25 protein-coding genes are annotated in these 25,175 nt (G+C 60.5%); 14 read left to right on the top strand and 11 right to left on the bottom strand.

Annotation, left to right across the window (positions count from 1 at the left end):
• Window positions 1-12: 12 nt before the first annotated feature.
• The 3 genes from QK296_RS09385 to QK296_RS09375 all read left to right on the top strand — a co-directional run bounded on the left by QK296_RS09385 (window position 13) and on the right by QK296_RS09375 (window position 2,358).
• Window positions 13-996, top strand: a complete 984-nt coding sequence (locus QK296_RS09385; protein ID WP_003189719.1) for a hypothetical protein — start codon at window positions 13-15, stop codon at window positions 994-996.
• Window positions 993-1,898 (top strand): DMT family transporter, encoded by a 906-nt coding sequence (locus QK296_RS09380; RefSeq protein WP_003189721.1) that lies wholly within the window; start codon window positions 993-995, stop codon window positions 1,896-1,898. The genes QK296_RS09385 and QK296_RS09380 overlap by 4 nt, the downstream gene beginning before the upstream one ends.
• A gap of 130 nt (window positions 1,899-2,028) precedes the next feature.
• Entirely contained in the window at window positions 2,029-2,358 is a 330-nt protein-coding gene (locus tag QK296_RS09375) for a YXWGXW repeat-containing protein (protein WP_034135113.1), read from the top strand.
• A 136-nt stretch (window positions 2,359-2,494) separates the two neighbouring features.
• On the opposite strand, the gene QK296_RS09370 is transcribed toward QK296_RS09375, so the two are convergent.
• The 4 genes from QK296_RS09370 to QK296_RS09355 form a co-directional block, all read right to left on the bottom strand.
• Window positions 2,495-2,890: a type II toxin-antitoxin system VapC family toxin gene (locus tag QK296_RS09370; RefSeq protein WP_003189725.1), complete on the bottom strand. Its 396-nt coding sequence runs from the start codon at window positions 2,888-2,890 to the stop codon at window positions 2,495-2,497.
• A complete protein-coding gene (locus tag QK296_RS09365; RefSeq protein ID WP_032892812.1) occupies window positions 2,887-3,144 on the bottom strand; it encodes an AbrB/MazE/SpoVT family DNA-binding domain-containing protein in 258 nt (85 codons plus the stop codon). Before QK296_RS09365 ends, QK296_RS09370 begins: the two co-directional genes overlap by 4 nt.
• 176 nt (window positions 3,145-3,320) lie before the next feature.
• Window positions 3,321-4,694: a nucleotide 5'-monophosphate nucleosidase PpnN gene (ppnN, locus tag QK296_RS09360; RefSeq protein ID WP_094774420.1), complete on the bottom strand. Its 1,374-nt coding sequence runs from the start codon at window positions 4,692-4,694 to the stop codon at window positions 3,321-3,323.
• A 148-nt stretch (window positions 4,695-4,842) separates the two neighbouring features.
• Window positions 4,843-5,667 carry an aspartyl/asparaginyl beta-hydroxylase domain-containing protein gene (locus tag QK296_RS09355; protein WP_057710865.1) on the bottom strand — a complete coding sequence of 275 codons (825 nt, stop codon included), beginning with the start codon at window positions 5,665-5,667 and terminating at the stop codon, window positions 4,843-4,845.
• 276 nt (window positions 5,668-5,943) lie between these two features.
• On the opposite strand from QK296_RS09355, the gene fabV reads away from it, so the two are divergent.
• Together fabV and QK296_RS09345 are read left to right on the top strand one after the other, a co-directional pair.
• Window positions 5,944-7,137 carry an enoyl-ACP reductase FabV gene (fabV, locus tag QK296_RS09350; RefSeq protein WP_282390843.1) on the top strand — a complete coding sequence of 398 codons (1,194 nt, stop codon included), beginning with the start codon at window positions 5,944-5,946 and terminating at the stop codon, window positions 7,135-7,137.
• 305 nt (window positions 7,138-7,442) lie between these two features.
• Window positions 7,443-8,066: an HAD family phosphatase gene (locus tag QK296_RS09345; protein WP_034135116.1), complete on the top strand. Its 624-nt coding sequence runs from the start codon at window positions 7,443-7,445 to the stop codon at window positions 8,064-8,066.
• On the opposite strand, the gene QK296_RS09340 is transcribed toward QK296_RS09345, so the two are convergent.
• Window positions 8,063-8,968, bottom strand: coding sequence for a LysR family transcriptional regulator (locus QK296_RS09340; RefSeq protein WP_282390842.1), 906 nt, complete (start codon window positions 8,966-8,968; stop codon window positions 8,063-8,065). The two genes, QK296_RS09345 and QK296_RS09340, sit on opposite strands and share 4 nt — an antisense overlap.
• Before the next feature lie 102 nt (window positions 8,969-9,070).
• Here QK296_RS09340 and QK296_RS09335 point away from each other — a divergent pair, with 102 nt between their 5' ends.
• Window positions 9,071-10,240, top strand: a complete 1,170-nt coding sequence (locus QK296_RS09335) for an aspartate aminotransferase family protein (protein ID WP_282390841.1) — start codon at window positions 9,071-9,073, stop codon at window positions 10,238-10,240.
• A gap of 131 nt (window positions 10,241-10,371) precedes the next feature.
• Here the strand turns inward: QK296_RS09335 and punR are convergent, their stop codons facing one another.
• Window positions 10,372-11,286, bottom strand: coding sequence for a DNA-binding transcriptional activator PunR (gene punR, locus QK296_RS09330; RefSeq protein ID WP_034135117.1), 915 nt, complete (start codon window positions 11,284-11,286; stop codon window positions 10,372-10,374).
• 122 nt (window positions 11,287-11,408) lie between these two features.
• Between punR and punC the strand changes: the two genes are divergently transcribed.
• Window positions 11,409-12,593, top strand: a complete 1,185-nt coding sequence (gene punC, locus QK296_RS09325) for a purine nucleoside transporter PunC (RefSeq protein WP_034135118.1) — start codon at window positions 11,409-11,411, stop codon at window positions 12,591-12,593.
• 126 nt (window positions 12,594-12,719) lie between these two features.
• On the opposite strand, the gene QK296_RS09320 is transcribed toward punC, so the two are convergent.
• Window positions 12,720-13,553 carry a nucleoside-binding protein gene (locus QK296_RS09320; protein ID WP_094774424.1) on the bottom strand — a complete coding sequence of 278 codons (834 nt, stop codon included), beginning with the start codon at window positions 13,551-13,553 and terminating at the stop codon, window positions 12,720-12,722.
• Window positions 13,554-13,710: 157 nt separating this feature from the next.
• On the opposite strand from QK296_RS09320, the gene QK296_RS09315 reads away from it, so the two are divergent.
• Window positions 13,711-15,213 (top strand): nucleobase:cation symporter-2 family protein, encoded by a 1,503-nt coding sequence (locus tag QK296_RS09315; RefSeq protein WP_003189745.1) that lies wholly within the window; start codon window positions 13,711-13,713, stop codon window positions 15,211-15,213.
• 114 nt (window positions 15,214-15,327) lie between these two features.
• On the opposite strand, the gene QK296_RS09310 is transcribed toward QK296_RS09315, so the two are convergent.
• A complete protein-coding gene (locus QK296_RS09310) occupies window positions 15,328-16,260 on the bottom strand; it encodes a proline iminopeptidase-family hydrolase (protein WP_032892802.1) in 933 nt (310 codons plus the stop codon).
• A 95-nt stretch (window positions 16,261-16,355) separates the two neighbouring features.
• Complete coding sequence (locus QK296_RS09305) at window positions 16,356-17,120, bottom strand: LuxR family transcriptional regulator (protein ID WP_003189749.1); 765 nt, start codon at window positions 17,118-17,120, stop codon at window positions 16,356-16,358.
• 183 nt (window positions 17,121-17,303) lie between these two features.
• On the opposite strand from QK296_RS09305, the gene QK296_RS09300 reads away from it, so the two are divergent.
• Genes QK296_RS09300 through QK296_RS09275 form a run of 6 tightly spaced genes read left to right on the top strand, consistent with a single transcriptional unit; the run spans window position 17,304 to window position 23,464 of the window.
• The gene (locus QK296_RS09300; RefSeq protein WP_003189751.1) at window positions 17,304-18,191 is read left to right on the top strand and encodes a proline iminopeptidase-family hydrolase; all 888 of its coding nucleotides are present in this window, start codon (window positions 17,304-17,306) and stop codon (window positions 18,189-18,191) included.
• Window positions 18,192-18,194: 3 nt separating this feature from the next.
• The gene (locus QK296_RS09295; RefSeq protein ID WP_034135121.1) at window positions 18,195-19,142 is read left to right on the top strand and encodes an ABC transporter permease; all 948 of its coding nucleotides are present in this window, start codon (window positions 18,195-18,197) and stop codon (window positions 19,140-19,142) included.
• Entirely contained in the window at window positions 19,139-19,996 is an 858-nt protein-coding gene (locus tag QK296_RS09290) for an ABC transporter permease (protein WP_034135122.1), read from the top strand. Before QK296_RS09295 ends, QK296_RS09290 begins: the two co-directional genes overlap by 4 nt.
• Window positions 19,993-20,949 carry an ABC transporter ATP-binding protein gene (locus QK296_RS09285; protein WP_094774426.1) on the top strand — a complete coding sequence of 319 codons (957 nt, stop codon included), beginning with the start codon at window positions 19,993-19,995 and terminating at the stop codon, window positions 20,947-20,949. The genes QK296_RS09290 and QK296_RS09285 overlap by 4 nt, the downstream gene beginning before the upstream one ends.
• The gene (locus QK296_RS09280; protein WP_282390840.1) at window positions 20,946-21,917 is read left to right on the top strand and encodes an ABC transporter ATP-binding protein; all 972 of its coding nucleotides are present in this window, start codon (window positions 20,946-20,948) and stop codon (window positions 21,915-21,917) included. Before QK296_RS09285 ends, QK296_RS09280 begins: the two co-directional genes overlap by 4 nt.
• Window positions 21,918-21,949: 32 nt before the next feature.
• A complete protein-coding gene (locus tag QK296_RS09275; protein WP_057710872.1) occupies window positions 21,950-23,464 on the top strand; it encodes an ABC transporter substrate-binding protein in 1,515 nt (504 codons plus the stop codon).
• A gap of 119 nt (window positions 23,465-23,583) precedes the next feature.
• On the opposite strand, the gene QK296_RS09270 is transcribed toward QK296_RS09275, so the two are convergent.
• Window positions 23,584-24,324, bottom strand: coding sequence for a YciK family oxidoreductase (locus QK296_RS09270; protein WP_003189758.1), 741 nt, complete (start codon window positions 24,322-24,324; stop codon window positions 23,584-23,586).
• Between the two features lie 177 nt (window positions 24,325-24,501).
• Window positions 24,502-25,173: an N-acetylmuramic acid 6-phosphate phosphatase MupP gene (mupP, locus tag QK296_RS09265; protein WP_034135125.1), complete on the bottom strand. Its 672-nt coding sequence runs from the start codon at window positions 25,171-25,173 to the stop codon at window positions 24,502-24,504.
• Between the last annotated feature and the right edge of the window lie 2 nt (window positions 25,174-25,175).

Genomic DNA, 25,175 nt, shown 5'->3' with positions numbered 1-25,175 from the left:
GAGGAAGTCACGATGAAACAGCAAAGTGAGCTACCCGTATTCGCACAAGGGGCTGCACGCCTGAAGTCAGCCCTGCAAGCATCACTGGTTCCCGCATCCCGATGTAAGCATCCCGGGGCCCTGCTCGACACGTTGCAACACTGGAGTGACAGTTATTTGCGCAGTGATGGCCCATGCCTCACAGGTCATCGCAGCTTAGCGAACCTGGGGTACATGAGGTCGCCACTAGTAATTGCCCAGCCCGAGCAGCTGACGGCAGTGGCTCAGGTCTCGGGGCTGTTCAATGAGCAGGGCATCGCCGAGTTGAGGCGAGCGTGTTATCAGCTGGAGGCGGGGTCCAGCACCAGCGACTGGATTATCTCTAACCGTACCCGTGCGGCAACGCGGTCATCGACACTTATCCGGGAGATGATGGACAGTCGGGCGTTCCTGCTGGCGGTGTCAAAAATTGCAGGTGTGCCGCTGGTTCCGCACCCTTTCTTGCGCGCCCGTTCCCAGGTCAATTACTTCTACCCGCCCCAGGCTCAGCACGATAGGGCACAGATCGGTATGTGGCATACCGATGGAACCAGCTTTGTGCTGAACATAGTGCTGTCTGAGCCCAGCGAGTACGAAGGTGGAGAGTTCGTTTATTTTGAGGGCCCTGTGGAGCGCTTTGATGTCGCAAGCCTCAATGACAACGTGCGAAGCTGTGGTGTGAAAGCCAGTGGCGATGCGGTGTATATCTACGGCAGTCGAGTGTTTCATGGCGTGCGCCCACTCACTCAAGGCCGGCGCATGTCGTTGGTGTTGTCGTTTCACTGTCCTTACAGTCAGGCGGATGTAAATAAGTTCTGGCACTTGGCATCTGACGATGGCGTGCTGCGTACCATCAGGCCTTGGTTCCAGCTCAAGTGTGACCTGATACGACCCGCCAGCGAGCAATATCGGCGTTTGGGGATTGACCCCATCACGTTTGGCGAACTCGTGCCGTTGCAATTGCAGGGGGCACGATGACGGCTCGTATTGGCTACACGCGGTTGTTACTGCTGCAGGTCGTCTTTGTCCTGTCTTGGAGTTCCGGCTTTATAGGTGCCAAGTTAGGCGCGCAGAGTGCTGGAGCCTTCAACCTTTTGTTCTGGCGTTTTTTGTTGGTTTCGTTATGCCTGGCGCTGTTTTTGAACAGACGGTTGCTGAGGGTTTCCTGGCAGCAGATCCGTCATCACGCGGTTGTCGGGTTCCTGTCGCAGTTCCTGTATTTGAGTTGCCTCTACGTGGCGATCCAGAACGGTCTACCGCCCGGGATCGCGGCGATCATTGCGGCGTTGCAGCCGTTGATGACCGCGGCATTGTCGACGGGCATGGCGTCCGAGCGCAGTGGCGGCTGGCAGTGGTTGGGGTTGATGATCGGCTTTGTCGGTGTGTCGATTGTGATTGCCGGGCAGTATGGCGGTGGCGGGCAGGGTGTCGGGCTGGTCATGTATCTCTTGCCTCTGGTGTCGGCACTTGGGCTGACACTGGCGACTTTGTACGAGCGTCGCTCGGTGCAGGCCCAGGACAGCGGGTTGGTATTGCCGCTGTTTATCCAGTCGCTGTTGACCTTGATAGGTTTTACCGCGGCCGTGATCTACACCGACACCCTGAGTATTCCCCATGACACCAACGTACTGATCTCGATTGTGTGGCTGACGGTGTTCTCCACCTTCCTCGCCTATTTGAGCCTGTGGATGCTGCTGAGGGTGATGACTGCCACCCATGTGGCGGCGCTGGTGTACCTGGAGCCGCCGGTGACTCTGGTGTGGGCCGCGTTGATGTTTGGTGATGTGATCCACGCATCGACCTACGCGGGCATTGCTGTAGTCGTGGCGGGGTTGGTGCTGGTGCGCCTGAAGCGACCGACTGTCGCCTGTACTTCCTGAGGCTGTTAGGTTCAGCAACCCGACAGACACCGCCTGTTAAAAAGTACCCAGGGCCAAGCAGGAGCGTGGCTGAAACAAGGGGGGATTTTTACCAGTGCAGGTGTTGGGCGTTCGCGCCCGAGGGTTTTGTATGTTGCTACGTTATGCAGCATTGGCCGCCATGGTGGTGGCTGCGTCCGGGTGTGTACAAGAGCGTGTGGTGCATGAACGCAGGCCGGTGCAACGTGAGTATGTTGATGTGGTGGCGCCGCAACCGCCGCCGGTGCAGGTGATAGAAGTCGAACCGGCGGTACGCGAGGGTTATATCTGGTCACGCGGTTACTGGCGTTGGGAAGGCGGGCGCTATGTGGCGGTGCACGGCCATTGGGAGCCGGTGCGCCAGGGCTATCGTTATGTACACCCGCACTGGGTGCAGCGTAATGATGGCTACCACTGGCAGATCGGCGGCTGGGTTCGCTGACCAAACCTCCTCACCCTTTCCTCTGTAGGAGCGAGCTTGCTCGCGAAAAACGTCAACGGTTACACGGGCATTCAGGTTGCACGCGGTGCCTGTGAGTTTTTCGCGAGCAAGCTCGCTCCTACACAAACAAAGCGAGCTAGCCGAGCCGTTTCATCCCCGCTGCATTGGCCGCCTTCAGATCAAACGTGGCGGTGTACTCGCACCCCGCCGCGTGGCCACAGCGTTCAACCAGGCAGTCGGCAAAGTCGGCTTTGCCTGCGCTGAACTTGCGCAATGCCTGCCAGATGATATCGGCGTGCTCGACGGTCAGCTCCCGTGTGTGCAACAAGGTTTCCAGCACCGTCACCACGTCGCTTTTGGCCGACTGGTAGCAGGACTGCAACACCCACACCAACTCCGTAAGCGTCACCAGACTGACAAAGCCTGGCGAGGCGGCGGTGAGCGATTCGATCAGTTGGGATGCTTTAGCGGATTGAACCGGGTCGTCCTGGGTCACGTAACGCACCAGTACGTTGGTATCCAGGCCAATCATCCAGCTGTTGCTCCCTGGGCCGCGATGGCGCGGTTCATGTCTTCGATAGACACGGCATGGGCAGGCTTGCGGATCAGACCCTTGAGGTCCTTGACGGTTTTGCTTGCGGCAATCATGGAAAACTTGCCGTCTTCCATTTCAACGAATTCCACCCGGTCGCCTGTTTCCAGGCCCAGGGCCGTCCTGACCTGGACAGGGATGGTGATTTGCCCTTTTGAAGTGAGTGTGGCGGTGGCCATAGTGAAGATCTCCATCGTGATACTCCTTACCTTAGGGTAAGGAATGACAGAGGACAATATCCGTTGGTCCATAGGTCGCTCGCTGAGGTGGGTGAGTTGGAAGGAATAGTAAAACCCTAGTCCGAACTCTTGAACCTCACACGCCGAGCCATGCCCCAAACGGATACAAACTATGACCGACCACCGCTAGCTCATTGCACCACGCGGTAGCACGGTACATACGCCGCGCCGCCTGGCAACTTCATGCGGTGCTGGGCCACGAAGGCCTTCAGCAGCTCATCCAGCGGTTTCATGATCGCCGGGTCACCATGGATCTCATACGGGCCGTTTTCCTCGATCAGGCGGATGCCCTTGTCCTTGACGTTACCCGCCACGATCCCCGAGAACGCCCGGCGCAGGTTGGCTGCCAGTTCATGGGGCGGCAGCGCGTGGCTCAGTTGCAGGCTGGCCATGTTTTCATGGGTAGGGTCGAATGGGCGCTGGAAGCCTTCGTCGATCTTCAGCAGCCAGTTGAAGTGGAACGCGTCGTTACGCTCGCGGCGGAACTGCTTCACCGCCTTGAGGCCGGTGGTCATCTGGCGGGCCACTTCGGCCGGGTCGTCGATGATGATCTGGTAATGCTTCTGCGCCGCTTCGCCCAGGGTGGCACCGACAAACGCGTGCAATTGTTCCAGGTAAGGCGCGGCATGTTTGGGCCCGGTAAGCACCACCGGGAACGGCACGTCGCGGTTGTCCGGGTGCATGAGGATGCCCAGCAGGTACAGGAACTCCTCGGCCGTACCGGCGCCGCCGGGGAAGATGATGATGCCGTGGCCGACACGCACGAAGGCTTCCAGGCGTTTTTCGATGTCCGGCAAAATCACCAGCTCGTTGACGATGGGATTCGGCGCTTCGGCGGCGATGATGCCTGGCTCGGTCAAGCCCAGGTAACGGCCATTGGTGATGCGTTGCTTGGCGTGGGAAATGGTCGCGCCCTTCATCGGGCCTTTCATTACGCCGGGGCCGCAGCCGGTGCACACGTCGAGGCTGCGCAGGCCCAGTTCGTGCCCGACTTTCTTGGTGTATTTGTATTCTTCGGTGTTGATCGAATGGCCGCCCCAGCACACCACGATCTTCGGCTCCACACCCGGACGCAGCGTACGGGCGTTGCGCAGCAGGTGGAACACGTAGTCGGTGATGCCTTGGGAGTTGCTCAGGTCGATACGCTGGCTGTCCAGCTCGTTCTCGGTGTAGACGATGTCGCGCAGGGCGCTGAACAGCATTTCGCGGGTGCTGGCGATCATTTCGCCATCGACGAAGGCATCGGCGGGGGCGTTGAGCAGTTCCAGGCGTACGCCGCGGTCTTGCTGGTGAATACGCACTTCAAAGTCTTTGTATGCGTCGAGGATGGTCTTGGCGTTGTCGATATGCGCGCCGGTATTGAGAATCGCCAGGGCGCATTGGCGGAACAGGGTGTAGATGCTGCCGGTACCGGCTTCGCTCAGTTGCTGCACTTCACGTTGGGACAGGGTTTCGAGGCTGCCCTTGGGGCTGACGGAGGCATTGATGACTTGACGTTGGGGCATTCTGATTCCTTGAAAGCATAGCCACCGCGCCCGCTTGGGGGCGATGGCTTGAGAATGGTGAGCGCCAATTAAGGTCGCACGAGACGATTATTTACCTCAGGCACAAGGCCCAGCGCAAATGCCGTCCAACACCATCATGCCGCAGAACTTACTGAATCAGCTTCCAGTTTTTGTAGAAAACCCGACGCAGGGTAAAGACCAGGCCGGCAAACCCTGCGATCACGGCGTTGAGCACCGAGGGCAGCAGGGTCGGGCGCACAATATCAATGAACAGGCAGTAGCGTTTGGCGTCGTTTTTGTTGAAGGAGGCGTGCATCAGCGTGTCATCGAAGATAAACAGCGGGTCGTCGTGCCAGTAGTGCTTGTGCTTGCCCACCTGGATATACACGCCCTCATGGTGCGGTGCCGGCGCCATGTTGTAGAGCACACGGAACATCATGCGCAGGGGGCCGAAGTGGAACGACGTCGAGCGGTTCTCGTTGAACACCGAGACGCCGATGGTTTTCACGAACGGCAGTTTCTTGCGCAGTTGCGGGATATCCAGAGTGGTTTCGATCGGGCGGCCGTACCACTGGAAAAACAACATGCCGCGTTTCTTCTCGGCCATGCGCTCGTCCAGGTAGCTGATGATTTCATCCTTGCGGGCCATGGCGTCGTCGATCACCTTTTGCAGGTCTTCGCGCCAGGCCGGTGGCAGGTCGTTCATGGTGTAGACATGTCGGTTGCGGCTGCTGAGCAGGTCGAGCAGGGTGTTGAACGGTGCCAGCACCCAGGTATTACGGCCGTTGCCGATAAAATACTTCTTGATGGTGTCGCGGTCGTAAAGGCCGTTACGCAGGAAGTCATAAACGCCGCAGCACACCACCAACAGCAGAAACACCAGGCAACTGCGCGGGAAACAATAGATCAACAGCAGAACGCCGAGCACCCACGCCAGGGATACCAGCTTTTTGCCGACAGCATTTTTGCTCATGAAACGAGGCTCCAAAGCCGAAACATATTGAAACAATATCGTCATCATAGGGGTTTATGAGGCTCGCAGGCGTTTTTAAATAGGGTGAAATTGTGAAGCCGCTGCACAATTTGTAACCGTTGCCGTGCAGGCTCCGGCGTTTTATGGATTGAATTTTGAGAACAGAAGATTTGCGACTATCGTGACGCTTCGGTTTTTCAGGCGTCATAGACCGGTACGATTGAAGTTGAATGGCCACTATTGGCCTTCGGCACCTTGGAAGAGGCAGAAATTTTTATGATCATCAAACCGCGGGTTCGTGGCTTTATCTGTGTGACCGCTCACCCTGTTGGCTGTGAAGCGAACGTCAAAGAGCAGACCGACTACGTAACCAAAAACGGCGTCATCGAAGGCGGCCCTAAAAAGGTGCTGGTCCTCGGTGCCTCCACCGGCTACGGCCTGGCCGCGCGCATCAGTGCTGCGTTTGGCTGCGGCGCCGACACCCTGGGCGTGTTTTTTGAGAAAGAAGGCGAAGAAGGCAAGCTGAGCTCCGCCGGCTGGTACAACAGCGCGGCGTTCGAGAAGTTTGCCGTGGAAAAAGGCCTGTACGCCAAGAGCATCAACGGCGACGCGTTCTCCGACGAGATCAAGCGCCTGACCATCGAGACCATCAAGAAAGACCTGGGCAAGATCGACCTGGTGGTCTACAGCCTGGCCGCGCCACGCCGTACCGACCCGCAAGGCGTGGTGCACAACTCCACCCTCAAGCCAATCGGCAAGGCCGTGACCCTGCGCGGTATCAACACTGACAAGGGCGTAGTGGTAGACACCACCCTTGAGCCTGCAACCCAGGAAGAAATCGACGGCACCGTGAAGGTCATGGGCGGCGAAGACTGGCAGCTGTGGATCGACGCCCTGCGTGACGCCGACGTACTGGCCGAAGGCGCCAAGACCACCGCGTTCACCTACCTCGGTGAGAAGCTGACCCAGGACATCTACTGGAACGGCTCCATTGGCGAAGCCAAGAAAGACCTGGACAAGAAAGTTTTGACCCTGCGCGAAAACCTCGCTGCGCTCAAGGGCGACGCCCGCGTGTCGGTGCTCAAGGCCGTGGTCACCCAGGCCAGCTCGGCCATCCCGATCATGCCGCTGTACCTGTCGCTGCTGTTCAAGGTGATGAAAGAGCAGGGCACTCACGAGGGCTGCATCGAGCAGGTCTACGGCCTGTTCAAGGACAGCCTGTACGGCAGTCAGCCGAAACTCGACGCCGATGGCCGCCTGCGTGCCGACCTGGCCGAGTTGGAGCCGAAGGTCCAGGACGCCGTGGCCGCGCTGTGGAATCAGGTGACCGACGACAACGTCAACGAGATCAGCGATTTTGCCGGTTACAAGGCTGAGTTCCTGCGCTTGTTCGGCTTTGAAGTCGACGGCGTGGATTACGACGCGGATGTGAACCCGACCGTCAAAATCAACGGCCTGATCCAGGCTTAAAACGCGGCCAATAAGGTGGGAACTGGCTTGCCCTGATGTCAGTCAGTTAACGCAAATCCCTTGTGGGAGCGGGCTTGCCCGCGAAGGCGGTGTGTCAGTCGCAGCATCTGAGGCTGTACGACCGCTTTCGCAGGCAAGCCAGCTCCCACATTTGATCTTCATTGCTTTGAGCATTGCGTTCGCTTAATGAAGCCATGCCTTCTCCCACCTGTCTTTTCAGACACTTCTTACGCCCCGGCGCGCGCCTCCCTCTTGTAGATCTGTCAGACTCCAGCTGCTATCAAGCCACGCTAACGGAGGATCTGATGACGATTCGTGCAGTAGTTTTTGATTTCGGCGGTGTCCTGTTCGACTGGAGCCCGCAGCACCTGTACCGCAAGCTGATCGCCGACGACGTCGAGCGCCAATGGTTCCTCGACACCATCTGTACCCAGGACTGGAACACCGAGCAAGATGCCGGTCGCTCCTTGGCTGAGGCCACCCGCACCCTGATTACCCAATACCCCGAACACAAGGCCCTGATCCAGGCTTATTACGAGCGCTGGCCAGAAATGCTGCGTGCCGAATTACCCGAGGGTGTGGCGATTCTCGAGGCCTTGCACCAGGTTGAGATGCCGCTGTTCGGGCTCACCAACTGGTCGGCAGAAACCTTCCCTTATGCCCGGGCCAACTACCCGTTCCTGCAGCGTTTTCGCAACATCGTCGTGTCCGGCGAATTGAAACTGATCAAGCCTGACCCGGCGATCTACCACGCCAGCCTGAGTCAAGTGCGTGAACACTTGCCAGACATCCAGGCCAGTGAAGTGGTGTTTATCGACGACGTCGCCGGCAATATCGAGGCCGCCATCGCGTTGGGCTGGCAGGGCATTCACCACGTATCGGCCGAGCGCACCGCCACGCGCTTGCGTGAGTTGGGCGTAGCGTTCTAGCGCGCCCATTTCTCCATCACAAAGTCGACGAACGCCCGCAGCTTGGGCAGGCGATAGCGGTCCTGGCGATACATCAGGTGCATGGGGCGGCTGGGCAGTTTATAGGTGGCCAGCAAGGCCACTAGCTTGCCGCTGTCCAGGTCCGGTTGCACCAGGGCATCGGCCAGCATGGTGATGCCCATGCCGTTGATGGCGGCCTGGCGCAAGCCTTGGGAGCTGTTGATGGTCAATGAGCCAGACACCGGCACCTGCACCTCACCTTCATCGCCCGTCATGCGCCACAGTTTGTCGGTGTCGCGCCAGTTGTCGTTGGCGGGGTAGGCGAATGCCAGGCAGTCATGCTCCTGCAGGTCGGCCGGGGTTTGCGGTGCGCCGCGTCGCGCCAGGTAGGCAGGGGAGGCGCAAAGGGTGAGGGTGTAGGCCTGCAGGGGCCGGGCGATCAGGCTGGAGCTTTCCAGTTCGCCGAGACGGATCGCCACGTCAAAACCGCTGTCGACCAGGTCCATGCGTTCATTGCTCATCACCACGTACAGGTCGATAAGGGGGTAGCGCTGGGCGAACTCACTCAAGGCCGGTACCAGGCGTTCAGTGCCGAACACCGGCGGCGCGGTGATGCGCAGGCTGCCTTTGGGGGTTTCGCTGTGGACCTGCTCGGCCAGTAGCTCGGAGTCGGCCACCAGCCCCAGCACTTCCAGGCAGCGCTGATAATACTGACCGCCAAATTCGGTGAGGTTCTGCTTGCGCGTGGTGCGTTTGAGCAGGCTGACGCCAAGCCGTTGTTCCAGAGCCCGCAGATGGTTGCCCACCATGGTGGTCGAGATCCCGCATTCCTGCGCGGCGGCGGTCATGCTGCCGGTTTCGACGACTTTCACATACACCGACATTGCCTGGAACAGGTCCATTATCAAGCCCTGGTTTAAAGTTATTGCAGCGATTCTACGTTTATCCAGCAAGGGTGGTTAACCATACTGGATCCACCCCAACGATGCACTGGAGCCGCCACCATGACCGCCGCCTGCCTGATGAGCACTTATCAACCCCTGGCCCTGAGTTTCACCCGCGGCCTGGGCACGCGCCTGTGGGACCAACAGGGCCGCGAATACCTGGACGCCGTGGCCGGCGTGGCGGTGACCAATGTCGGCCATTCCCACCCAAGGTTAGTGGCCGCCATCAGCGAACAGGCCGGCTTGCTGCTGCACACCTCCAACCTCTACAGCATCGACTGGCAACAACAATTGGCCCGGCGCCTGGCCCAACTGTCCGGGCTGGACCGTGCGTTCTTCAACAATTCCGGCGCCGAAGCCAACGAGACGGCGCTGAAACTGGCGCGTTTGCACGGCTGGAAAAAAGGCATCGAACAGCCCTTGGTGGTGGTGATGGAGAACGCCTTTCACGGCCGCACGCTGGGCACCATGGCCGCCAGCGACGGGCCTTCGGTGCGCCTGGGGTTCCAGCGCCTGCCCGGCGATTTCATCAAGATTGGGTTTGGCGACATGGCGGCCCTGGAGGCGCTCACCGCACAGTTCGGCACGCGCATTGCGGCGGTGTTGCTGGAGCCGATCCAGGGTGAAAGTGGTGTGTTGGTGGCGCCGTCGGGCTACCTCAAAGCCCTGCGCGAGCACTGCACCCGCCACGGCTGGCTGATGATGCTTGACGAAATCCAGACCGGCATCGGGCGCACCGGCACCTGGTTTGCCTTCCAGCACGAAGGCATCGTGCCGGACGTGATGACGCTGGCCAAAGGCCTGGGCAATGGCGTGCCCATCGGCGCCTGCCTGGCCCGCGCTGCTGTCGCTGAGCTGTTCACCCCAGGCAGCCATGGCAGCACCTTTGGCGGCAACCCGCTGGCGTGTCGCGTCGGGTGTACGGTGCTGGAGATTATCCAGGAGCAAGGCTTGCTCGAAAACGCTGCACGCCAAGGCGAACACTTGCTGGCGCGTTTGCGCATGGAGTTGGAGGAGCATCCCCAGGTGCGGGCGATTCGTGGCAAGGGCTTGATGATCGGCATTGAGCTGGCCAGCCCTTACCGCGACCTGGCCCAACGGGCGGCGCAGGAGCATGGGCTGTTGATCAATGTCACGCGGGGCAAGATTATTCGCCTGTTGCCGCCGCTGACGTTGGAGCGCAAGGAAGTGGAGATGATCGTACGGGCCATCACCCGCCTACTGGACTGAAAAAGTGCGGAAGGGGGCGATGCTCGTTCCCACGCTCTGCGTGGTAACGCCTCCTGTGACGCTCTGCGTCACGCCTTAAGAGCGGACGCGGAGCGTCCAGGGCAGCATTCCCACGCGGAGCGTGGGAACGATCAGAGGGAGGGGCCATTGAGCCATTCCTGGTTCATGGTCTCCGTATCTCCCAGGTACTCCAGCAACCACGCCATGGCCGGCGACAGCTTGTTCTGCGCCCACGCCACACACGACGGGCTGGCCGGAAATGGCCGGCTCAACTGCAGCGCCACCAAGTCCCCGCGCTCGATCCATGGCAATACCTGATGGGCCGGTGCCATCCCCACACACAGGCCATCGCGCAGGCAATCCAGGGCCGACGCCCAGTTGGGCACCACCAGGCGGCGCTGGTTATCCAGGGTCCAGGTGTCGCGTTTGGGCAGGTTGCGCGAGGTGTCGGTCATGCACAGCGAGGCAAAGGGGCGCAGTTGGTCATCACTGAGCAAACCTTGCACCGCCGTCAGCGGGTGCCGGGCGCTGACCACGCACAGCCAGTTCAACAGGCCCATGTCGCGGAAGCTGAAGTGGCTGGCCACCGGCACCGCGCTGGTGGCGCCGATCACGATGTCGGTGCGTTCATCCGCCAGTGCATCCCACACGCCGTTGTACACCTCGTATTCGAGCAGCAATTCCACTTCGGGAAACTGCCGATAAAAGTCGAGCACCAACTGCCGGCAGCGCTGGGGTTTGACGATGGAATCCACGGCCACCTTCAACTGGCCGCTCCAGCCATTGGCCACCTGCTGGCACAGGCGTCGGGTGCCGAGCATTTTTTTCATCACGCCGCGGGCTTCGTCGATGAATAAACGCCCGGCGGGGGTCAGTTCCACGTCGCGATGCCGGCGCACAAACAGCGGCACGGCCAGCCATTCTTCGAGCTGGCGTACGGTGTAACTGATGGCCGAGGGGACGCGGTGCAGTTCCTGGGCAGCGGCGCTGAAGCTGCCGTGACGGGCGACGGCGTCGACCACATCCAGGGAATATTCCGACCACATGGGCGCTGCCTTCAAAATTATTGATGAGAGTGTCCAATTATTATCGCTTCACACAGATATTGTCAGCCTCATAATGGGCGCCAGTCAGCAAATAGTTTGATGGCAGTATCTACAAGGCTTCGATGAAAAATTCTTTTGGTTTTACCTGGTACCTGGCGGGGCTGAGCATGCTCGGTTATCTGGGCATGGACATGTACTTGCCGGCGTTTGGCGCCATGGGCGAGCAGTTGAATATCGGTGCTGGCGCGGTGGGCGCCAGCTTGAGTATTTTCCTTGCAGGCTTTGCAGTGGGGCAGTTGCTGTGGGGGCCGCTCTCGGACCGCCTGGGGCGCAAGCCCATCCTGCTCGCGGGCCTGAGCCTGTTTGTGCTCGGTTGCCTGGGCATGTTCTGGGTCGAAACCGCGCCGCAACTGTTGGCCCTGCGCTTTATGCAGGCGATTGGCGTGTGTGCCGCTGCCGTAAGTTGGCAGGCCTTGGTGATTGATCGCTACCCGGCCGACAAGGCCCACCGCGTCTTCGCCAGCATTATGCCGTTGATGTCGCTGTCTCCGGCCTTGGCACCGCTGTTGGGTGCCATGGTGCTGAATCACTTTGGCTGGCAGGCGATCTTCGGCGTGTTGCTGGTGGTGTCGTTGTTGCTGCTGGTGCCGACGTTGTTCCTGCGCAACATGCCCAAGCGTTCGGAGCACAAGGGCAGCCCGGTGCGCCTGGGGTATGGGCAATTGCTCACCTCACGGGTGTTTACCGGCAATGTGATGATCTTCGCCGCCTGTTCGGCCAGCTTTTTCGCTTGGCTGACCGCCTCGCCGTTCATTCTCGGTGGCATGGGCTACAGCCCGAATGACATCGGCCTTAGCTACGTATTGCCGACCCTGGCGTTTCTCGTCGGCGGCTACAGTTGCCGCAGCGCCTTGCAGCGCCTGTCGGGTAAAACCCTGTTGCCGTGGTTGCTGGTCGCCTATTGCTTGAGCATGGTGGCGTTGTACCTGGTGGCCACCTTGAGTGTGCCGACCCTGACCACCTTGTTGATCCCGTTCTGCCTGATGGCGCTGTGCAACGGCGCCAGCTACCCGATTGTGGTGGCAAATGCGCTGATGCCCTTTGCGGAAAATTCCGGCAAGGCGGCGGCTCTGCAAAATACCCTGCAGTTGGGCCTGTGCTTCCTGGCCAGCCTGTTGGTGTCGTCGATGATCGAGCAACCGCTGTTGATTACGGTGATTGTGATGCTGGCGACGGCGCCGTTGGCGGTATTGGGGTATTGGCTGGCACGGCCGAAGGGCAATTCTTCCGAACTGGCCAGCGCCTGAGCTGACAATGCGATCAAACTGTAGGAGCTGGCTTGCCTGCGATAGCAGTGTATCAGTGCCAGATGGGCTAACTGACAGGCCGCTATCGCAGGCAAGCCAGCTCCCACATTTTTTGCGTATCTTCAGTTAGAACGTCACTTCCATGTTCAGCGTAGGCGTTGAGGTGCGGCTGCCACGCCCACCGTCCACCCCGAACTTGTTATGCCAGTACTCATAGCCCACTCCTAAATACAGGTTCGGCTTGACGCTTTTACCCGGTCGCACCGCCACCATCAGCGCTGTACGCATCAGCGCTTCCGCTGCGGTATCGCGGCCATGGTAATCCTCGCCTTTCTCTCCGACGTAGTTAATGAACCCCTGAAATTTCGCTGCATGGTTGCCAACCTCGAACGGGCGCATCCACGTCAGGTTAAGCATGTAGGTGTCGTCGAAGGTGTGGTTCGACTCTTGCGCGCCAGGGATGCCGGTGTGGTTCTTTTCCTTGTAGTACATCAGGCTGAGGTCCAGCACGCCGACAGTGTTGAACTTCAACGTAGGGCCAATCACCAGGGCGCGCTTCTTGGCGGAAGCGAAGTTGTTGTTGCGGTTGGCGTCGAAGCCCAAGGTCAGCGCGTAATCCTTGATCAGCCCCGTGCCCTGCGGCAAGTCGAACACGCGTGAGGCATATAGCTGATGCCGGTACACGGCGTACACCTCGCTGCCACCGTGATCGGTGCCCTTGCGCGGGTCGCTGCTGTCGGACAGGAACACATCGAGGTTGAGGAAGTTGCTGCCGTAACGGTAGCCGCTGGCGTGGGTAAAGCTGTAGATGCGCTTGCTGAAGTCGTCGGGGTTGTTCGGGTTGGTGAAGTGCTGCCCGTAGCGAAACCCGACGCTGTTGTTCATCCACTCCACCGCAACAGCCTCCCCGCCGCCGAGAAGGGTTAGTGCGACGGTGGCGCCCTGTAGTGCCTTTTTCATTCTTTTTGTCCTTTGGCGTTCTGGCTCGTGACGGCCGGATTGTTTTTGTAACGCCGTTGGAGGGTATCTTGTTCGATTGATTGTATACAACTCTATGGACATACAGTCTGAACATTGCATACAGTGAGCGCACAACAAAAACAGAGAACCCCTCACCATGACTATCCCGAAGGCGTCACCGCAGCGGCCCGAAGATGAAAATCTGGGCGTCGCGGCCAACATGGCTTACGGCCTGCAGCATGTGCTCACCATGTATGGCGGCATCGTCGCCGTGCCGTTGATCGTTGGCCAGGCCGCCGGGTTGTCGCCGGCGGATATCGGCCTGCTGATCGCGGCATCGCTGTTTGCCGGTGGCCTGGCCACGCTGCTGCAAACCCTGGGCCTGCCGTTCTTCGGCTGTCAGTTGCCGCTGGTGCAGGGCGTGTCGTTCGCGGGTGTGGCGACCATGGTGGCGATTGTCGGCAGCGACGGTGCCGGTGGTGTGCCAGCGATTCTCGGCGCGGTGATGGCCGCGTCCTTTATCGGTTTGTTGATCACCCCGGTGTTCTCACGGATCACCAAGTTTTTCCCGCCGCTGGTGACGGGCATTGTGATTACCACCATCGGCCTGACCCTGATGCCCGTGGCGGCGCGCTGGGCCATGGGCGGCAACAGCCGGGCGGCGGATTTTGGCAGCATGTCCAACATCGGCCTGGCCGCGCTGACCCTGGTGCTGGTGCTGCTGCTGAGCAAGATCGGCAGCGCAACCATCTCTCGCCTGTCGATCCTGCTAGCCATGGTGATTGGCACGGTGATCGCGGTGCTGCTCGGCATGGCGGACTTCTCCGGTGTGATGCAGGGGCCGATGTTCGGCTTCCCTGCGCCGTTCCACTTCGGCATGCCCACCTTCCATGTGGCGGCGATTATTTCCATGTGCATCGTGGTGATGGTGACGCTGGTGGAAACCTCGGCGGACATCCTGGCGGTGGGCGAGATCATCGATACCAAGGTCGACTCCAAGCGCCTGGGCAACGGCTTGCGTGCCGACATGCTGTCGAGCATGTTCGCGCCGATCTTCGGTTCGTTCACCCAGAGCGCATTCGCCCAGAACGTCGGCCTGGTGGCGGTGACCGGGGTCAAGAGCCGGTTCGTAGTGGCCACCGGCGGGGTGTTCCTGGTGGTGCTCGGCCTGTTGCCATTTATGGGGCGGGTGATCGCGGCCGTGCCCACCTCTGTGTTGGGTGGCGCCGGGATTGTGTTGTTCGGCACGGTGGCGGCCAGCGGGATTCGCACGCTGTCCAAGGTGGATTACCGCAACAACATGAACCTGATCATCGTTGCCACGTCCATCGGCTTCGGCATGATCCCTATCGCCGCGCCGAGCTTCTACGATCAGTTTCCAAGCTGGTTCGCGACCATCTTCCACTCGGGCATCAGTTCGTCGGCAATCATGGCGATATTGCTGAACCTGGCGTTCAACCACTTCACCGCCGGCAACTCGGACCAGCAGTCAGTGTTTGTGGCGGGGACTGAGCGTAGCTTGTGCTTTCGCGACGTGGCTGCGTTGCGTGACGGTGATTACTACCGGGGTGGGAAGCTGTTTGATGCCGAGGGCAAGGAAATTCCCTTGGTAGCAGATACCTCAAAGAAAGCCGCAAAACCCGAAACCACTGAGGTTTAAACAGGTAGGAGCGAGCTTGCTCGCGAAAAACGTCAACGATGACGCGTGCTTCCTGAATAAACACGGCGTCGATGAGTTTTTCGCGAGCAAGCTCGCTCCTACAGAGGGCGGATTTCAGCCGGCCTTGAGGGCTTTGTGCGGCAACGAACACGCCTCATCCAGAAACTTCACCACTGTCCCCATGCACGCCTGGCGTTCTTCCACGTGGGGCATGTGGCTGGAGTCTTCAAACAGTGCCCAGCGCACGTTCTCTATCTCATCCAGGAACGGCTTGACCACCAACGGTGTGGCTTCGTCGTGCCGGCCGGAAATCACCAGGGTTGGCACCTTGATCGCTGACAGCCGACCGATCACGTTCCAGTCCTTCAAGCTGCCGATCACGTGGAATTCGGTCGGGCCGCTCATGGCGTGGTACACCGTCGGGTCGGCATCCACCTGGGCGAAGGTGCGCGCCACTTCTTCGGGCCACGGGTTGACCCGGCACACGTGCTGGTCATAGAAAATCCGTGAGGCCGCCAGGTATTCCGGGTCTTGGTAGGTGCCGGCCTGCTCGTGCTTGAGCAGGGTTTCGTGCACGCCTTCAGGCAACAGCTTGCGCAGGCGGTTGGCTTCGCTGACCCAGGTGCGCATGCAGGTGGGCGAGTTGGCAGGGATAAACGCACGCAGGCCCTTGGGTTGCAAGATCGCGTGTTCGCTGCCGAGCATGCCGCCCCAGGATTGCCCGAGGATCGCGTAGTTCTCGCTGATTTGCAGGTGGTCCAGCAGGTTGTTCAACTCGTCGAGGAACAGGCCGATGGTCCAGAACGACGGGTCTTTTTCCGGCAAGTGCGTGGAGCGGCCGTTGCCCAACTGGTCGTAGTGGATGACCGCGTGTCCGCTGGCGGCGACGTCCTTGAAGGCGTCGACGTAATCGTGAGTACAGCCCGGGCCGCCATGGATGATCACCAAGGGCGTGCGGCCTGTGCTCAGGTCACCCGTGACGCGATACCAGGTCTGATAGGCGCCAAAGGGCGCGTAGCCTTCGCGAACTTTTTCGATGAATTCCATTTCGTACCCTGCTCTGAAAAAAAAGGATCAGGGTTACGATAGTCTGAACAAAAAGTTTAGGTAACTAGCAAAACAGATAGGTTTTTGCCCAAAGCTCAACCTTCCAGCAAGCGGTAATGGGTGGCGCGAACCACCGCCTGAACACGGTTTTTGGCCCCCAGTTTGTGCATCGCCGAGGCCAGGTGCAGGGTCACCACCGCCAGGGAGCGGCTCAATTGCGTGGCGATTTCAGCGGCGGTCAGGCCTTCAGCCGCCCATTTCAGGCATTCGCGCTCGCGCTTGGTCAGGCGGATGTGCGGATAAGCCCGCATCTCCTTGCTGAACAGCGGGTACGCCGCTTCCTGGAGGGCATGGGTAATCAGGCTGAAATCGGCCAGCGTATGCTGGGCGTCCTTCAATACCGTGCGCGCCTTGCCGGTGCGTAAGCCGGTGAGCGAGGCAAAACCGCCCTTGGGCAGATGAATCGGCACACTGACGCCGCAGGTCAGCTGGCGTTCATGCAGGTAGGAGGAAACGGGGGCGTGGCAGGGGTCGATGATCTTTTGCAGGGCCGTCTCGGTCTTGGCCTCATAGGACCAGACAAACGGTGATACCGAACTCAGTGCCAGGTGTTGCACCGGGTCGATCTGGTAAAACCCTTCGCTGCACCATAAGGCGTGCCAGTCGGCCGGTGTGTTGCGCAGTTGCAACAGCGAGGGGGTGATCAGTGTGCCATTGAGGTCGATGGGCACCGGGCTGTAGTCATACACCAGGGCATCGAAGCCCAGTTGTTGGGCAAGGATAAACGTATTGTCCATCTGTTCATCCAGGCTCCTGCCCGGTATGAGGCGATTATTGAAGGCGGTCAGCTTGGCCAGCATCCGTTCTGCTCCCGAATTCATTTGAATCTCCACTTGCTGCAAGTAGAATGCCACGCCCCGGCGAAGGACTGCCAGGCCAAACCTATAAGAAATACTAGGTTATGGACGCACGGCATCCTCGGTAGTGTTGACCTGATAAACGGCCGCTACCCGCCAGGCCGATACAACACAAGGAATGTATGCATGTGGCGTGAAATTGCCCCCGACCAGCAGTACAACGTGCAAGTCGACGGCCATAACCTCGTGGTCTACAGCTTTGGCGAAGGCGATGAGGTGCTGCTGTGTCTCAACGGCGGGCCGGGCCTGCCGTGTGACTATCTGCGTGACGCCCATGGCTGGCTCAAAGCACATAACCTGCGAGTGGTTGCATTCGACCAGCTTGGCACAGGCGCATCAGCCAGACCGACCGATGCCGCACTGTGGGAAATCCGCCGTTATGTCGAAGAAGTCGAGACCGTGCGCCAGGCGCTGGGCCTGGGCCGCGTGCATTTGCTCGGGCATTCCTGGGGCGGTTGGCTGGGCATCGAATATGCCGTGCATTATCCCGGTGCGCTCAAAAGCCTGATCCTGGAAAACACCGTCGGCGACATTCCCCACCTGTCCCAGGAACTGGAGCGCCTGCGCGGCGCCCTGGGCAGCGAAACCGTGGCCATGATGCAACGCCACGAAGCCATGGGCACCCTCGACCACCCGCAGTACCAGGCCGCCATCACCTTGCTCAACTACCGCCACGTGTGCCGGCTCGACGAATGGCCCGAGCCGGTCAAGCGCTCCCTGGGCGACTGGAACATGGGGCCTTACGAAACCATGCAAGGCCCCAACGAGTTCCTCTATATCGGCAACCTCAAGGACTGGAACCGCCTCAAGGAAATGGCCGAGTTCACGATGCCGATCCTGATCACCACCGGCCAGCACGACGAACTCACCCCCGCCTGTGCGATGCGCATGAAACTTGCAGCACCCCATGCCGAGTTGCATGTGTTCCCCAACAGCAGCCATATGCCGTTTTACGAGGAGCCGCAGGCGTACTTCCCGGTGCTGCTGGACTTTCTCGCTCGCCACCGAGGCTGACGCATGAACCTGGCGCGCTACCGTTTTGTGTTGTCCCGGCCCCTGCAATTGCTGCCGGTGCTGCTGGGCATCAGCCTGATCACCTTCGTGTTGGTGCGCTCGATTCCTGGCGACCCGGCGCGCGCCTTGCTGGGTTCGCGCAGCACGCCAGATGCGCTGCTGAAGATCCGCGCCCAGTTCGGCCTCGACCAGCCCTTGTGGCTGCAATACTTTTACTTCCTGAAAAACCTGCTCAAGGGCGACCTCGGCCAATCGCTGCTGTACAAGGTCGACGCCCTCAAACTGATCGTCACCCGCATCGAGCCAACTCTGGTGCTGGTGCTGGGCAGCGTGGTGCTGGCTTTGTTGATAGCGCTGCCATTGGCGACGATTGCGGCACGCCAGCAAGGCCGTTGGGCGGACAAGCTGATCCGCGTGTTCACCACGGTCGGCCTGGGTATGCCGGCGTTCTGGCTGGGGTTGATGCTGATCCTGCTGCTCAGCGTGAAATGGGGCCTGTTCCCGGTGTCTGGTTACGGGCGCACCTGGCTGGACAAAGCGCACCATATGCTCTTGCCATGCCTGACCATCGCCCTGGCGCTGTCGGCGGTGCTGGTGCGCAACCTGCGGGCGAGCATGTTGATGGAGTTGCAGGCAGACCATGTCACCGCCGCACGTGCGCGCGGGCTGCCTGAAGGCGCGGTGTTTCGCCGGCATGTACTGCCCAACGCACTGGTGCCGGCGGTCAACCTGCTGGCGGTCAACATCGGTTGGCTGATCAGCGGCACGGTGGTCATCGAAAGCCTGTTCGCGATTCCAGGCATCGGCCAGTTGCTGGTACGCGGCATTTTCACCCGTGACTACATGGTGGTGCAGGGCGTGGCGATGGTGCTGGCCTGTGCCACGGTGGTAGTCAACTTCCTGGCCGACCTGGTAACCGTGGCCCTCGACCCACGGGTGAAGATGCAATGAGCAGTCGCCCCCTGATCGCCCCGTGGCGCTTGCGCCTGCGCTTTGGTTTTCGCAATGGCCGGCTGACCGCCGCATGGGGTTTGTTGATCCTGTTCGCGTGGTTGGCCCTGGCGCTGTTTGCGCCGTGGGTCGCGCCCTACGACCCCATCGCGCAGGACACCAGCATCAGTTTGCTGGCCCCCAGCCTTGCCCATCCGTTGGGTACGGACAATTACGGCCGGGATATCCTCTCGAGGGTGATCTGGGGTGCGCGCATCGACCTGCAGTTGGCGATTATCGGGGTGATCTTTCCGTTCATCATCGGCACCTTTATCGGCGCGGTCTCGGGTTATATCGGCGGGCGTTTCGACAGTGTCTGCATGCGTGTGATCGATGTAGTGCTGGCGTTCCCGTTCCTGGTGTTGATGCTGGCGATCATGGCCATCCTCGGGCCGGGCTTGCAGAGTTTTTATATCGCCATGGCACTGGTGGGCTGGGTGTCGTACGCACGCCTGATTCGCTCGCAGATCCTGGTGCTCAAGGAAAGCGAGTTCGCCCTGGCCGCCAAGAGCCTGGGCTTTGGCCATGGACGCATTCTGTTCCGGCATTTGTTGCCCAATGCGCTGTTTGGCTCCATTGTGTTTTCCATGTCCGACGCGGTGCTGGTGCTGCTCAACGGCGCCGCCGTCAGCTACCTGGGCCTGGGGGTGCAACCGCCGACCGCCGAATGGGGGACGATGGTGGCCGAAGGGCAAGCCTTTATCACCACCGCCTGGTGGATCTGCACCTTCCCGGGCCTGGCCATCGTGACCTTGGCCATGGGCTTCAGCCTGTTGGCCGACGGCGTTGCGCAGGTATTGGGAGAGCGCTCATGAGCCTGCTGCAGGTGCGCGACCTCAGTGTGATCGCCAACAATGCGGGGCGTGATATCACGTTGGTGGATCGGGTGTCGTTCGATCTGGCTGAAGGTGAAATCCTTGGCCTGGTGGGCGAGAGCGGTTCGGGCAAGACCATGGCCTGTCGCGGCCTGATGCGTCTGTTGCCATCGCCCAACCTGCGGGTGCAGGGCGGCGCGGTGCGGTTGGCCGGCCAGGACCTGCTGGCGCTGGATGATGCCGGTATGCGCGCCGTGCGCGGCGGGCAGTTGGGCATGGTGTTCCAGAACCCCAGCAGCCACCTGGACCCGCTGATGCGTATCGGTGAGCAGATCGCCGAGGGCATCCGCCTGCATCAAGGTGCGTCGAAAAAAGACGCGCGCGTGCAGGCGATCGAGGTATTGCGTCAGGTCGGGATTCCCGACCCCCAGGCGCGGGTCGACAACTACCCCCATGAGTTTTCCGGCGGCATGCGCCAGCGCGCAATGATCGCCGTGGCCCTGGGCTGCAACCCGAAGGTGTTGATCGCCGACGAACCGACCACGGCCCTGGATGTGACGGTGCAGGCGCAAATCCTGCGGTTGTTGCTCGACCTGCGCGACCAGCGTGGCCTGTCGATCATCATGATCACCCATGACCTGGGCGTGGTGGCGCAAACCTGCGATGCCATCGCCGTGATGTACGCCGGGCGCCTGTGCGAGCACGGCAGCAAATACGAGTTGCTGGCCCAACCGCAACATCCGTACACCGCAGGCCTGATCGACTGCCAGCCGGCCCACAGCAGCGGGCATGCGTCGTTGCGCACCATTGCTGGCCAGCCGCCGTTGCTCGATGCATTGCCCGACGGCTGCCGCTTCCACCCGCGTTGCCCACAGGCCGGCGCCCTGTGTACCGAGTTGCTGCCACAAGGCGCACGCGTGGCCTGTCACTATCCGTTGGGAGGGCGTCCATGAGCCTATTGCAGATCAAGGATCTGGAGGTGCGCTTTGCCGCGTCCGGCAGCGGCCTGTTCGGCCTCAACCGCCAGTGGGTGAGGGCGGTGAACGGGGTGTCGCTGAACCTTGCCGCCGGTGAAACCCTGGGTTTGGTGGGCGAGTCCGGCAGTGGCAAGAGCACCCTGGGCCGGGCAATTTTGCACCTCAACCCGATCAGCGCCGGGCAGGTGCTGTTCGACGGTATCGACATGGCCCATGGCAGCGCTATCGACATTGCCCGGCTGCGGCATGAAACCGCGATGATTTTCCAGGACCCCTACGCCGCGCTCAATCCACGGCACAGCATTGGCGAAACCATCGCCGAGGTACTGCGTGTGCAGCGTAAGGTGGCGGCGCAGCAGATTCCTGATCGTGTGAATGAATTGCTCGAACTGGTCGGCTTGCGTCCTGAGCTGGCTTCACGCAAGCCCGGCTCCCTCAGTGGCGGCCAGTGCCAGCGCGTGGGTATCGCCCGGGCGCTGGCGGTGGAGCCGCGCCTGATCATTGCCGATGAATGCGTGGCGGCGCTGGATGTGTCGATCCAGGGCCAGATCATCAACCTGCTGCTGGAACTGCAACAACGCATGAACCTGGCGATCCTGTTTATCGCCCATGACCTGGCCATCGTGCGACGCCTGTGCGACCGCGTGGCGGTGATGTACCTGGGCAAGATCGTCGAGGAAGGCCCGGTGGAGGCGGTGTTTACCACGCCCCGTCACCCGTATACGGCCGCGCTGATCCAGGCCATCCCGGAGATCGATCCGCATCGGCCATTGCCTGCGCAGCCATTGCCCGGCGAACCGCCGAGCCCGCTGAATCTGCCGACAGGCTGTGCCTTTCATCCGCGTTGCCGGTATGCGCAAGCCAAGTGTTCCTCGGTATTGCCCCCCACCCATTTCCTGCACGAGCATCGGTACAGTTGCGTGCGTGAAGACCCTTTGCCTTGACCCTCTGCCATTCATTAACAAGGAGTTGTGATATGCACTCGCGCCACTTGAAATTGCTCGCCGCCGCTACCCTCACGGCCTGGTCGCTGACCGCCGGCCTGGCCCAGGCCGCCGGTGTGCTCACCATCGGCTGCCGTGAAGACAGCACCACCTTCGACCCGATCAAAAGCGCGCAAAACCGCGACACCTGGGTATTTGCCAACGTCTACGACACCCTGGTGCGCGTGGATAACCTGGGCACCAAGATGGAACCGGGCCTGGCCGAAAGCTGGGACATTTCCAAGGATGGCCTGACCTACACCTTCAAGCTGCGCGAGGCGAAGTTCTCTGACGGCTCGCCGATCACCGCCGCCGACGCCGCGTTCAGCCTGCTGCGCATCCGCGACAACAAGGCCTCCTTGTGGAGCGACCCGTTCAGCCTGATCAACACCGCCACGGCCAGCGATGCCAAGACCCTGGTGGTCACCCTGAAAACCCCGGCGGTGGCCTTCCTTTCGCAACTGGCGTCGCCGACGGTGTCGATCCTGTCGGAAAAAGCCATGACCAAGATGGGCGAAGACGCCTACTCGGAAAACCCGGTGACTTCCGGCGCGTTTACCGTGGACGAGTGGCGCAAGGGCGACCGCGTGATCCTGAAGAAAAACCCGAATTTCTGGCAGGCCGGCAGTGTGAGCCTGGACGGCGTGGAGTGGGTGTCGGTGACCGATGACAACACGCGCATGCGCATGGTGCAGAGCAACGAACTCGACACGGCGATTTTCGTGCCGTTCTCCCGCGTCGAAGAGCTGAAAAAAGACCAGAACGTGGTGATCCACGCCGACCCGTCCACCCGTGAAGATCACCTGTTGATCAACCACGAGCACGGGTTGTTGGCCAAGCCGCAAGTGCGCCAGGCCCTGGACATGGCCATCGACAAGCAATCGCTGGTCAAAGCCGTCACTTACGGTCAAGGCACCGTGGCTTATTCCTACATTCCAAAGGGCTCGCTGTACCACTACGCCAACAACCTGCAACGCCCGTACGACCCGGCCGAAGCCAAGAAGCTGCTGGCCGCTGCGGGTGCCCAGGACTTGAAGCTCAACTACGTGGTCAACGCTGGCAACGAGGCCGACGAGCAAATCGCGGTAATCATCAAGGACCAGTTGGCCAAGGTCGGCGTGACCGCCAACCTGCAAAAAGTCGACCCGACCCAAAGCTGGCAGATGCTGGTGGACGGTGAGTACGATATTTCGGTGATGTACTGGACCAACGACATCCTCGACCCCGACCAGAAAACCACCTTCGTGCTGGGCCACGACACCAACCAGAACTACATGACCCGCTACAAGAACGACCAGGTCAAGGCCTTGGTGGCGGCCGCGCGGATCGAGGCAGACCCGGCCAAGCGCGAGCAAATGTATGTGGAGTTGCAGAAGCTGGCCAAACAGGATGTGAACTGGATTGACCTGTACTACAGCCCGTACATCAACATCTCACGCAAGAACGTGAGCAACTTCCTGCAGAACCCGTTGGGGCGTTTCACCCTGGAGGAAGTGGTCAAAAACTGAGTATTTGAGTACACCACAAAGCAATGTGGGAGCTGGCTTGCCTGCGATGGCGATGGAACATTCACCACCGCTATCGCAGGCGAGCCAGCTCCCACCTTTGTTTTGCGGTGTGTCAGGGCTTATTGCGCATCGAAGGCCTGGCCATTGATGCCGGCACTGTCGGGCCCCATGAGGTACAGGTACACCGGCATGATCTCTTCCGGTGCTGGCCTTTCCATCGGGTTTTCCCCTGGGTACGCCTGGGCGCGCATGCTGGTGCGGGTGCCGCCCGGGTTGATGCTGTTGGCGCGCACTGCGGCCACGTCTTCCAGCTCATCGGCGAGGGTTTGCATCAGCCCCTCGGTGGCGAACTTGGACACGCCGTAGGCACCCCAATAAGCACGGCCCTTGCGCCCGACGCTGCTGGAGGTGAACACCACCGACGCATCCTGGGACAGCTTGAGCAACGGCAGCAACGTGCTGGTCAGCATAAACATCGCGTTGACGTTCACATGCATCACCCGCATGAAGTTCTCGCCGGACAACTGCTCGATGGGCGTGCGCGGGCCGATGATCGAGGCGTTGTGCAACAGGCCGTCGAGGTGGCCGAATGCCTTTTCGATCATCGCTGCCAGCTCATCGTATTGATGGGGCAGGGCGGTCTCCAGGTTGAACGGGATCACCACCGGCTGCGGGTGGCCGGCGGCTTCGATCTCGTCATACACCTGGGCCAGGTTGGCTTCGGTCTTGCCCAGCAACAGCACGGTGGCGCCATGGGCGGCATAGGTTTTTGCCGCTGCCGCACCAATCCCGCGACCGGCGCCGGTTACCAGGATGGTCCGGCCTTTGAGCAGTTCTGGAGGGGCAGAATAATCAAACATAAATAGCCTCGACAAATTTCAAGGTGATACACCACTTGAAGTGGAATCCATTTCCTGTGGGAGCTGGATTGCCTGCGATGGCGGACTACGTGCCGCCAAATGTGCAGGCTGGCAGACCGCTATCGCAGGCAAGCCAGCTCCCACATTGATCTCAGCGTTGTTGAGATCTTCGAACAATCAGCAACTGCACAGTGCGTTATCCAGCACCTTGCGCAATTCCAGCGGGTGATCCACCACCACATCCGCGCCCCAGTGGCGTGGGTTGTCGTCCGGGTGGATATAGCCATAGGTGACCGCCGCCGTGCGCGTACCAGCGTCGCGGCCGGATTCGATGTCGCGCAGGTCATCGCCCACGAACAGCACGCTGGCCGGGTCCAGGTCGAGCATTTTGCACGCCAGGATCATAGGCTCCGGGTCGGGCTTGCTGTTTTTCACATGGTCCGGGCAGATCAGCACGGCCGAACGCTCGGCCAGGCCCAGACGCTGCATGATCGGTTCGGCAAAGCGCACCGGCTTGTTGGTGACCACGCCCCAGATCAGCTTGGCTTTCTCGATGTCTTCCAGCAGCTCGGCCATGCCGTCGAACAGTTTGCTGTGCACTGCGCAATCTTTGAGGTAACGCTCCAGGAATTCCTGGCGCAGTTCCTCAAAGCCCGGCGACTCGGGGTCCATCGAGAAGGTCACGGCAACCATCGCCCGGGCACCGCCGGAGATTTCATCGCGGATGTGCTGCGGGTTGATCGGTTCCAGGCCTCGGTCGGCGCGCATGGCCTGGCAGATGGCGATAAAGTCCGGCGCGGTATCCAGCAGGGTACCGTCCATGTCGAAGAGAACCGCTCGCAACTTCACAG

Origin of the sequence: Pseudomonas sp. AL10 (assembly GCF_029960685.1) — a bacterium.
Classification (GTDB): domain Bacteria; phylum Pseudomonadota; class Gammaproteobacteria; order Pseudomonadales; family Pseudomonadaceae; genus Aquipseudomonas; species Aquipseudomonas lactis.
The sequence above is the reverse complement of the archived record's forward strand: the minus strand, read 5'-3'. Positions and strand labels throughout refer to the sequence as shown.

What these genes read in the sequence shown, in the direction of transcription:
- QK296_RS09355 (WP_057710865.1), bottom strand. Translation starts at nt 5,667, where the DNA reads ATGAGCAAAAATGCTGTCGGCAAAAAGCTGGTATCCCTGGCGTGGGTG.
- QK296_RS09375 (WP_034135113.1), top strand. Translation starts at nt 2,029, where the DNA reads ATGTTGCTACGTTATGCAGCATTGGCCGCCATGGTGGTGGCTGCGTCC.
- QK296_RS09300 (WP_003189751.1), top strand. Translation starts at nt 17,304, where the DNA reads ATGTGGCGTGAAATTGCCCCCGACCAGCAGTACAACGTGCAAGTCGAC.
- QK296_RS09345 (WP_034135116.1), top strand. Translation starts at nt 7,443, where the DNA reads ATGACGATTCGTGCAGTAGTTTTTGATTTCGGCGGTGTCCTGTTCGAC.
- fabV (WP_282390843.1), top strand. Translation starts at nt 5,944, where the DNA reads ATGATCATCAAACCGCGGGTTCGTGGCTTTATCTGTGTGACCGCTCAC.
- QK296_RS09340 (WP_282390842.1), bottom strand. Translation starts at nt 8,968, where the DNA reads ATGGACCTGTTCCAGGCAATGTCGGTGTATGTGAAAGTCGTCGAAACC.
- punC (WP_034135118.1), top strand. Translation starts at nt 11,409, where the DNA reads ATGAAAAATTCTTTTGGTTTTACCTGGTACCTGGCGGGGCTGAGCATG.
- punR (WP_034135117.1), bottom strand. Translation starts at nt 11,286, where the DNA reads ATGTGGTCGGAATATTCCCTGGATGTGGTCGACGCCGTCGCCCGTCAC.
- QK296_RS09380 (WP_003189721.1), top strand. Translation starts at nt 993, where the DNA reads ATGACGGCTCGTATTGGCTACACGCGGTTGTTACTGCTGCAGGTCGTC.
- QK296_RS09370 (WP_003189725.1), bottom strand. Translation starts at nt 2,890, where the DNA reads ATGATTGGCCTGGATACCAACGTACTGGTGCGTTACGTGACCCAGGAC.
- QK296_RS09285 (WP_094774426.1), top strand. Translation starts at nt 19,993, where the DNA reads ATGAGCCTGCTGCAGGTGCGCGACCTCAGTGTGATCGCCAACAATGCG.
- QK296_RS09280 (WP_282390840.1), top strand. Translation starts at nt 20,946, where the DNA reads ATGAGCCTATTGCAGATCAAGGATCTGGAGGTGCGCTTTGCCGCGTCC.
- ppnN (WP_094774420.1), bottom strand. Translation starts at nt 4,694, where the DNA reads ATGCCCCAACGTCAAGTCATCAATGCCTCCGTCAGCCCCAAGGGCAGC.
- QK296_RS09270 (WP_003189758.1), bottom strand. Translation starts at nt 24,324, where the DNA reads ATGTTTGATTATTCTGCCCCTCCAGAACTGCTCAAAGGCCGGACCATC.
- QK296_RS09320 (WP_094774424.1), bottom strand. Translation starts at nt 13,553, where the DNA reads ATGAAAAAGGCACTACAGGGCGCCACCGTCGCACTAACCCTTCTCGGC.
- QK296_RS09290 (WP_034135122.1), top strand. Translation starts at nt 19,139, where the DNA reads ATGAGCAGTCGCCCCCTGATCGCCCCGTGGCGCTTGCGCCTGCGCTTT.
- QK296_RS09275 (WP_057710872.1), top strand. Translation starts at nt 21,950, where the DNA reads ATGCACTCGCGCCACTTGAAATTGCTCGCCGCCGCTACCCTCACGGCC.
- QK296_RS09335 (WP_282390841.1), top strand. Translation starts at nt 9,071, where the DNA reads ATGACCGCCGCCTGCCTGATGAGCACTTATCAACCCCTGGCCCTGAGT.
- QK296_RS09315 (WP_003189745.1), top strand. Translation starts at nt 13,711, where the DNA reads ATGACTATCCCGAAGGCGTCACCGCAGCGGCCCGAAGATGAAAATCTG.
- QK296_RS09310 (WP_032892802.1), bottom strand. Translation starts at nt 16,260, where the DNA reads ATGGAATTCATCGAAAAAGTTCGCGAAGGCTACGCGCCCTTTGGCGCC.
- QK296_RS09305 (WP_003189749.1), bottom strand. Translation starts at nt 17,120, where the DNA reads ATGCTGGCCAAGCTGACCGCCTTCAATAATCGCCTCATACCGGGCAGG.
- QK296_RS09365 (WP_032892812.1), bottom strand. Translation starts at nt 3,144, where the DNA reads ATGGAGATCTTCACTATGGCCACCGCCACACTCACTTCAAAAGGGCAA.
- QK296_RS09385 (WP_003189719.1), top strand. Translation starts at nt 13, where the DNA reads ATGAAACAGCAAAGTGAGCTACCCGTATTCGCACAAGGGGCTGCACGC.
- QK296_RS09295 (WP_034135121.1), top strand. Translation starts at nt 18,195, where the DNA reads ATGAACCTGGCGCGCTACCGTTTTGTGTTGTCCCGGCCCCTGCAATTG.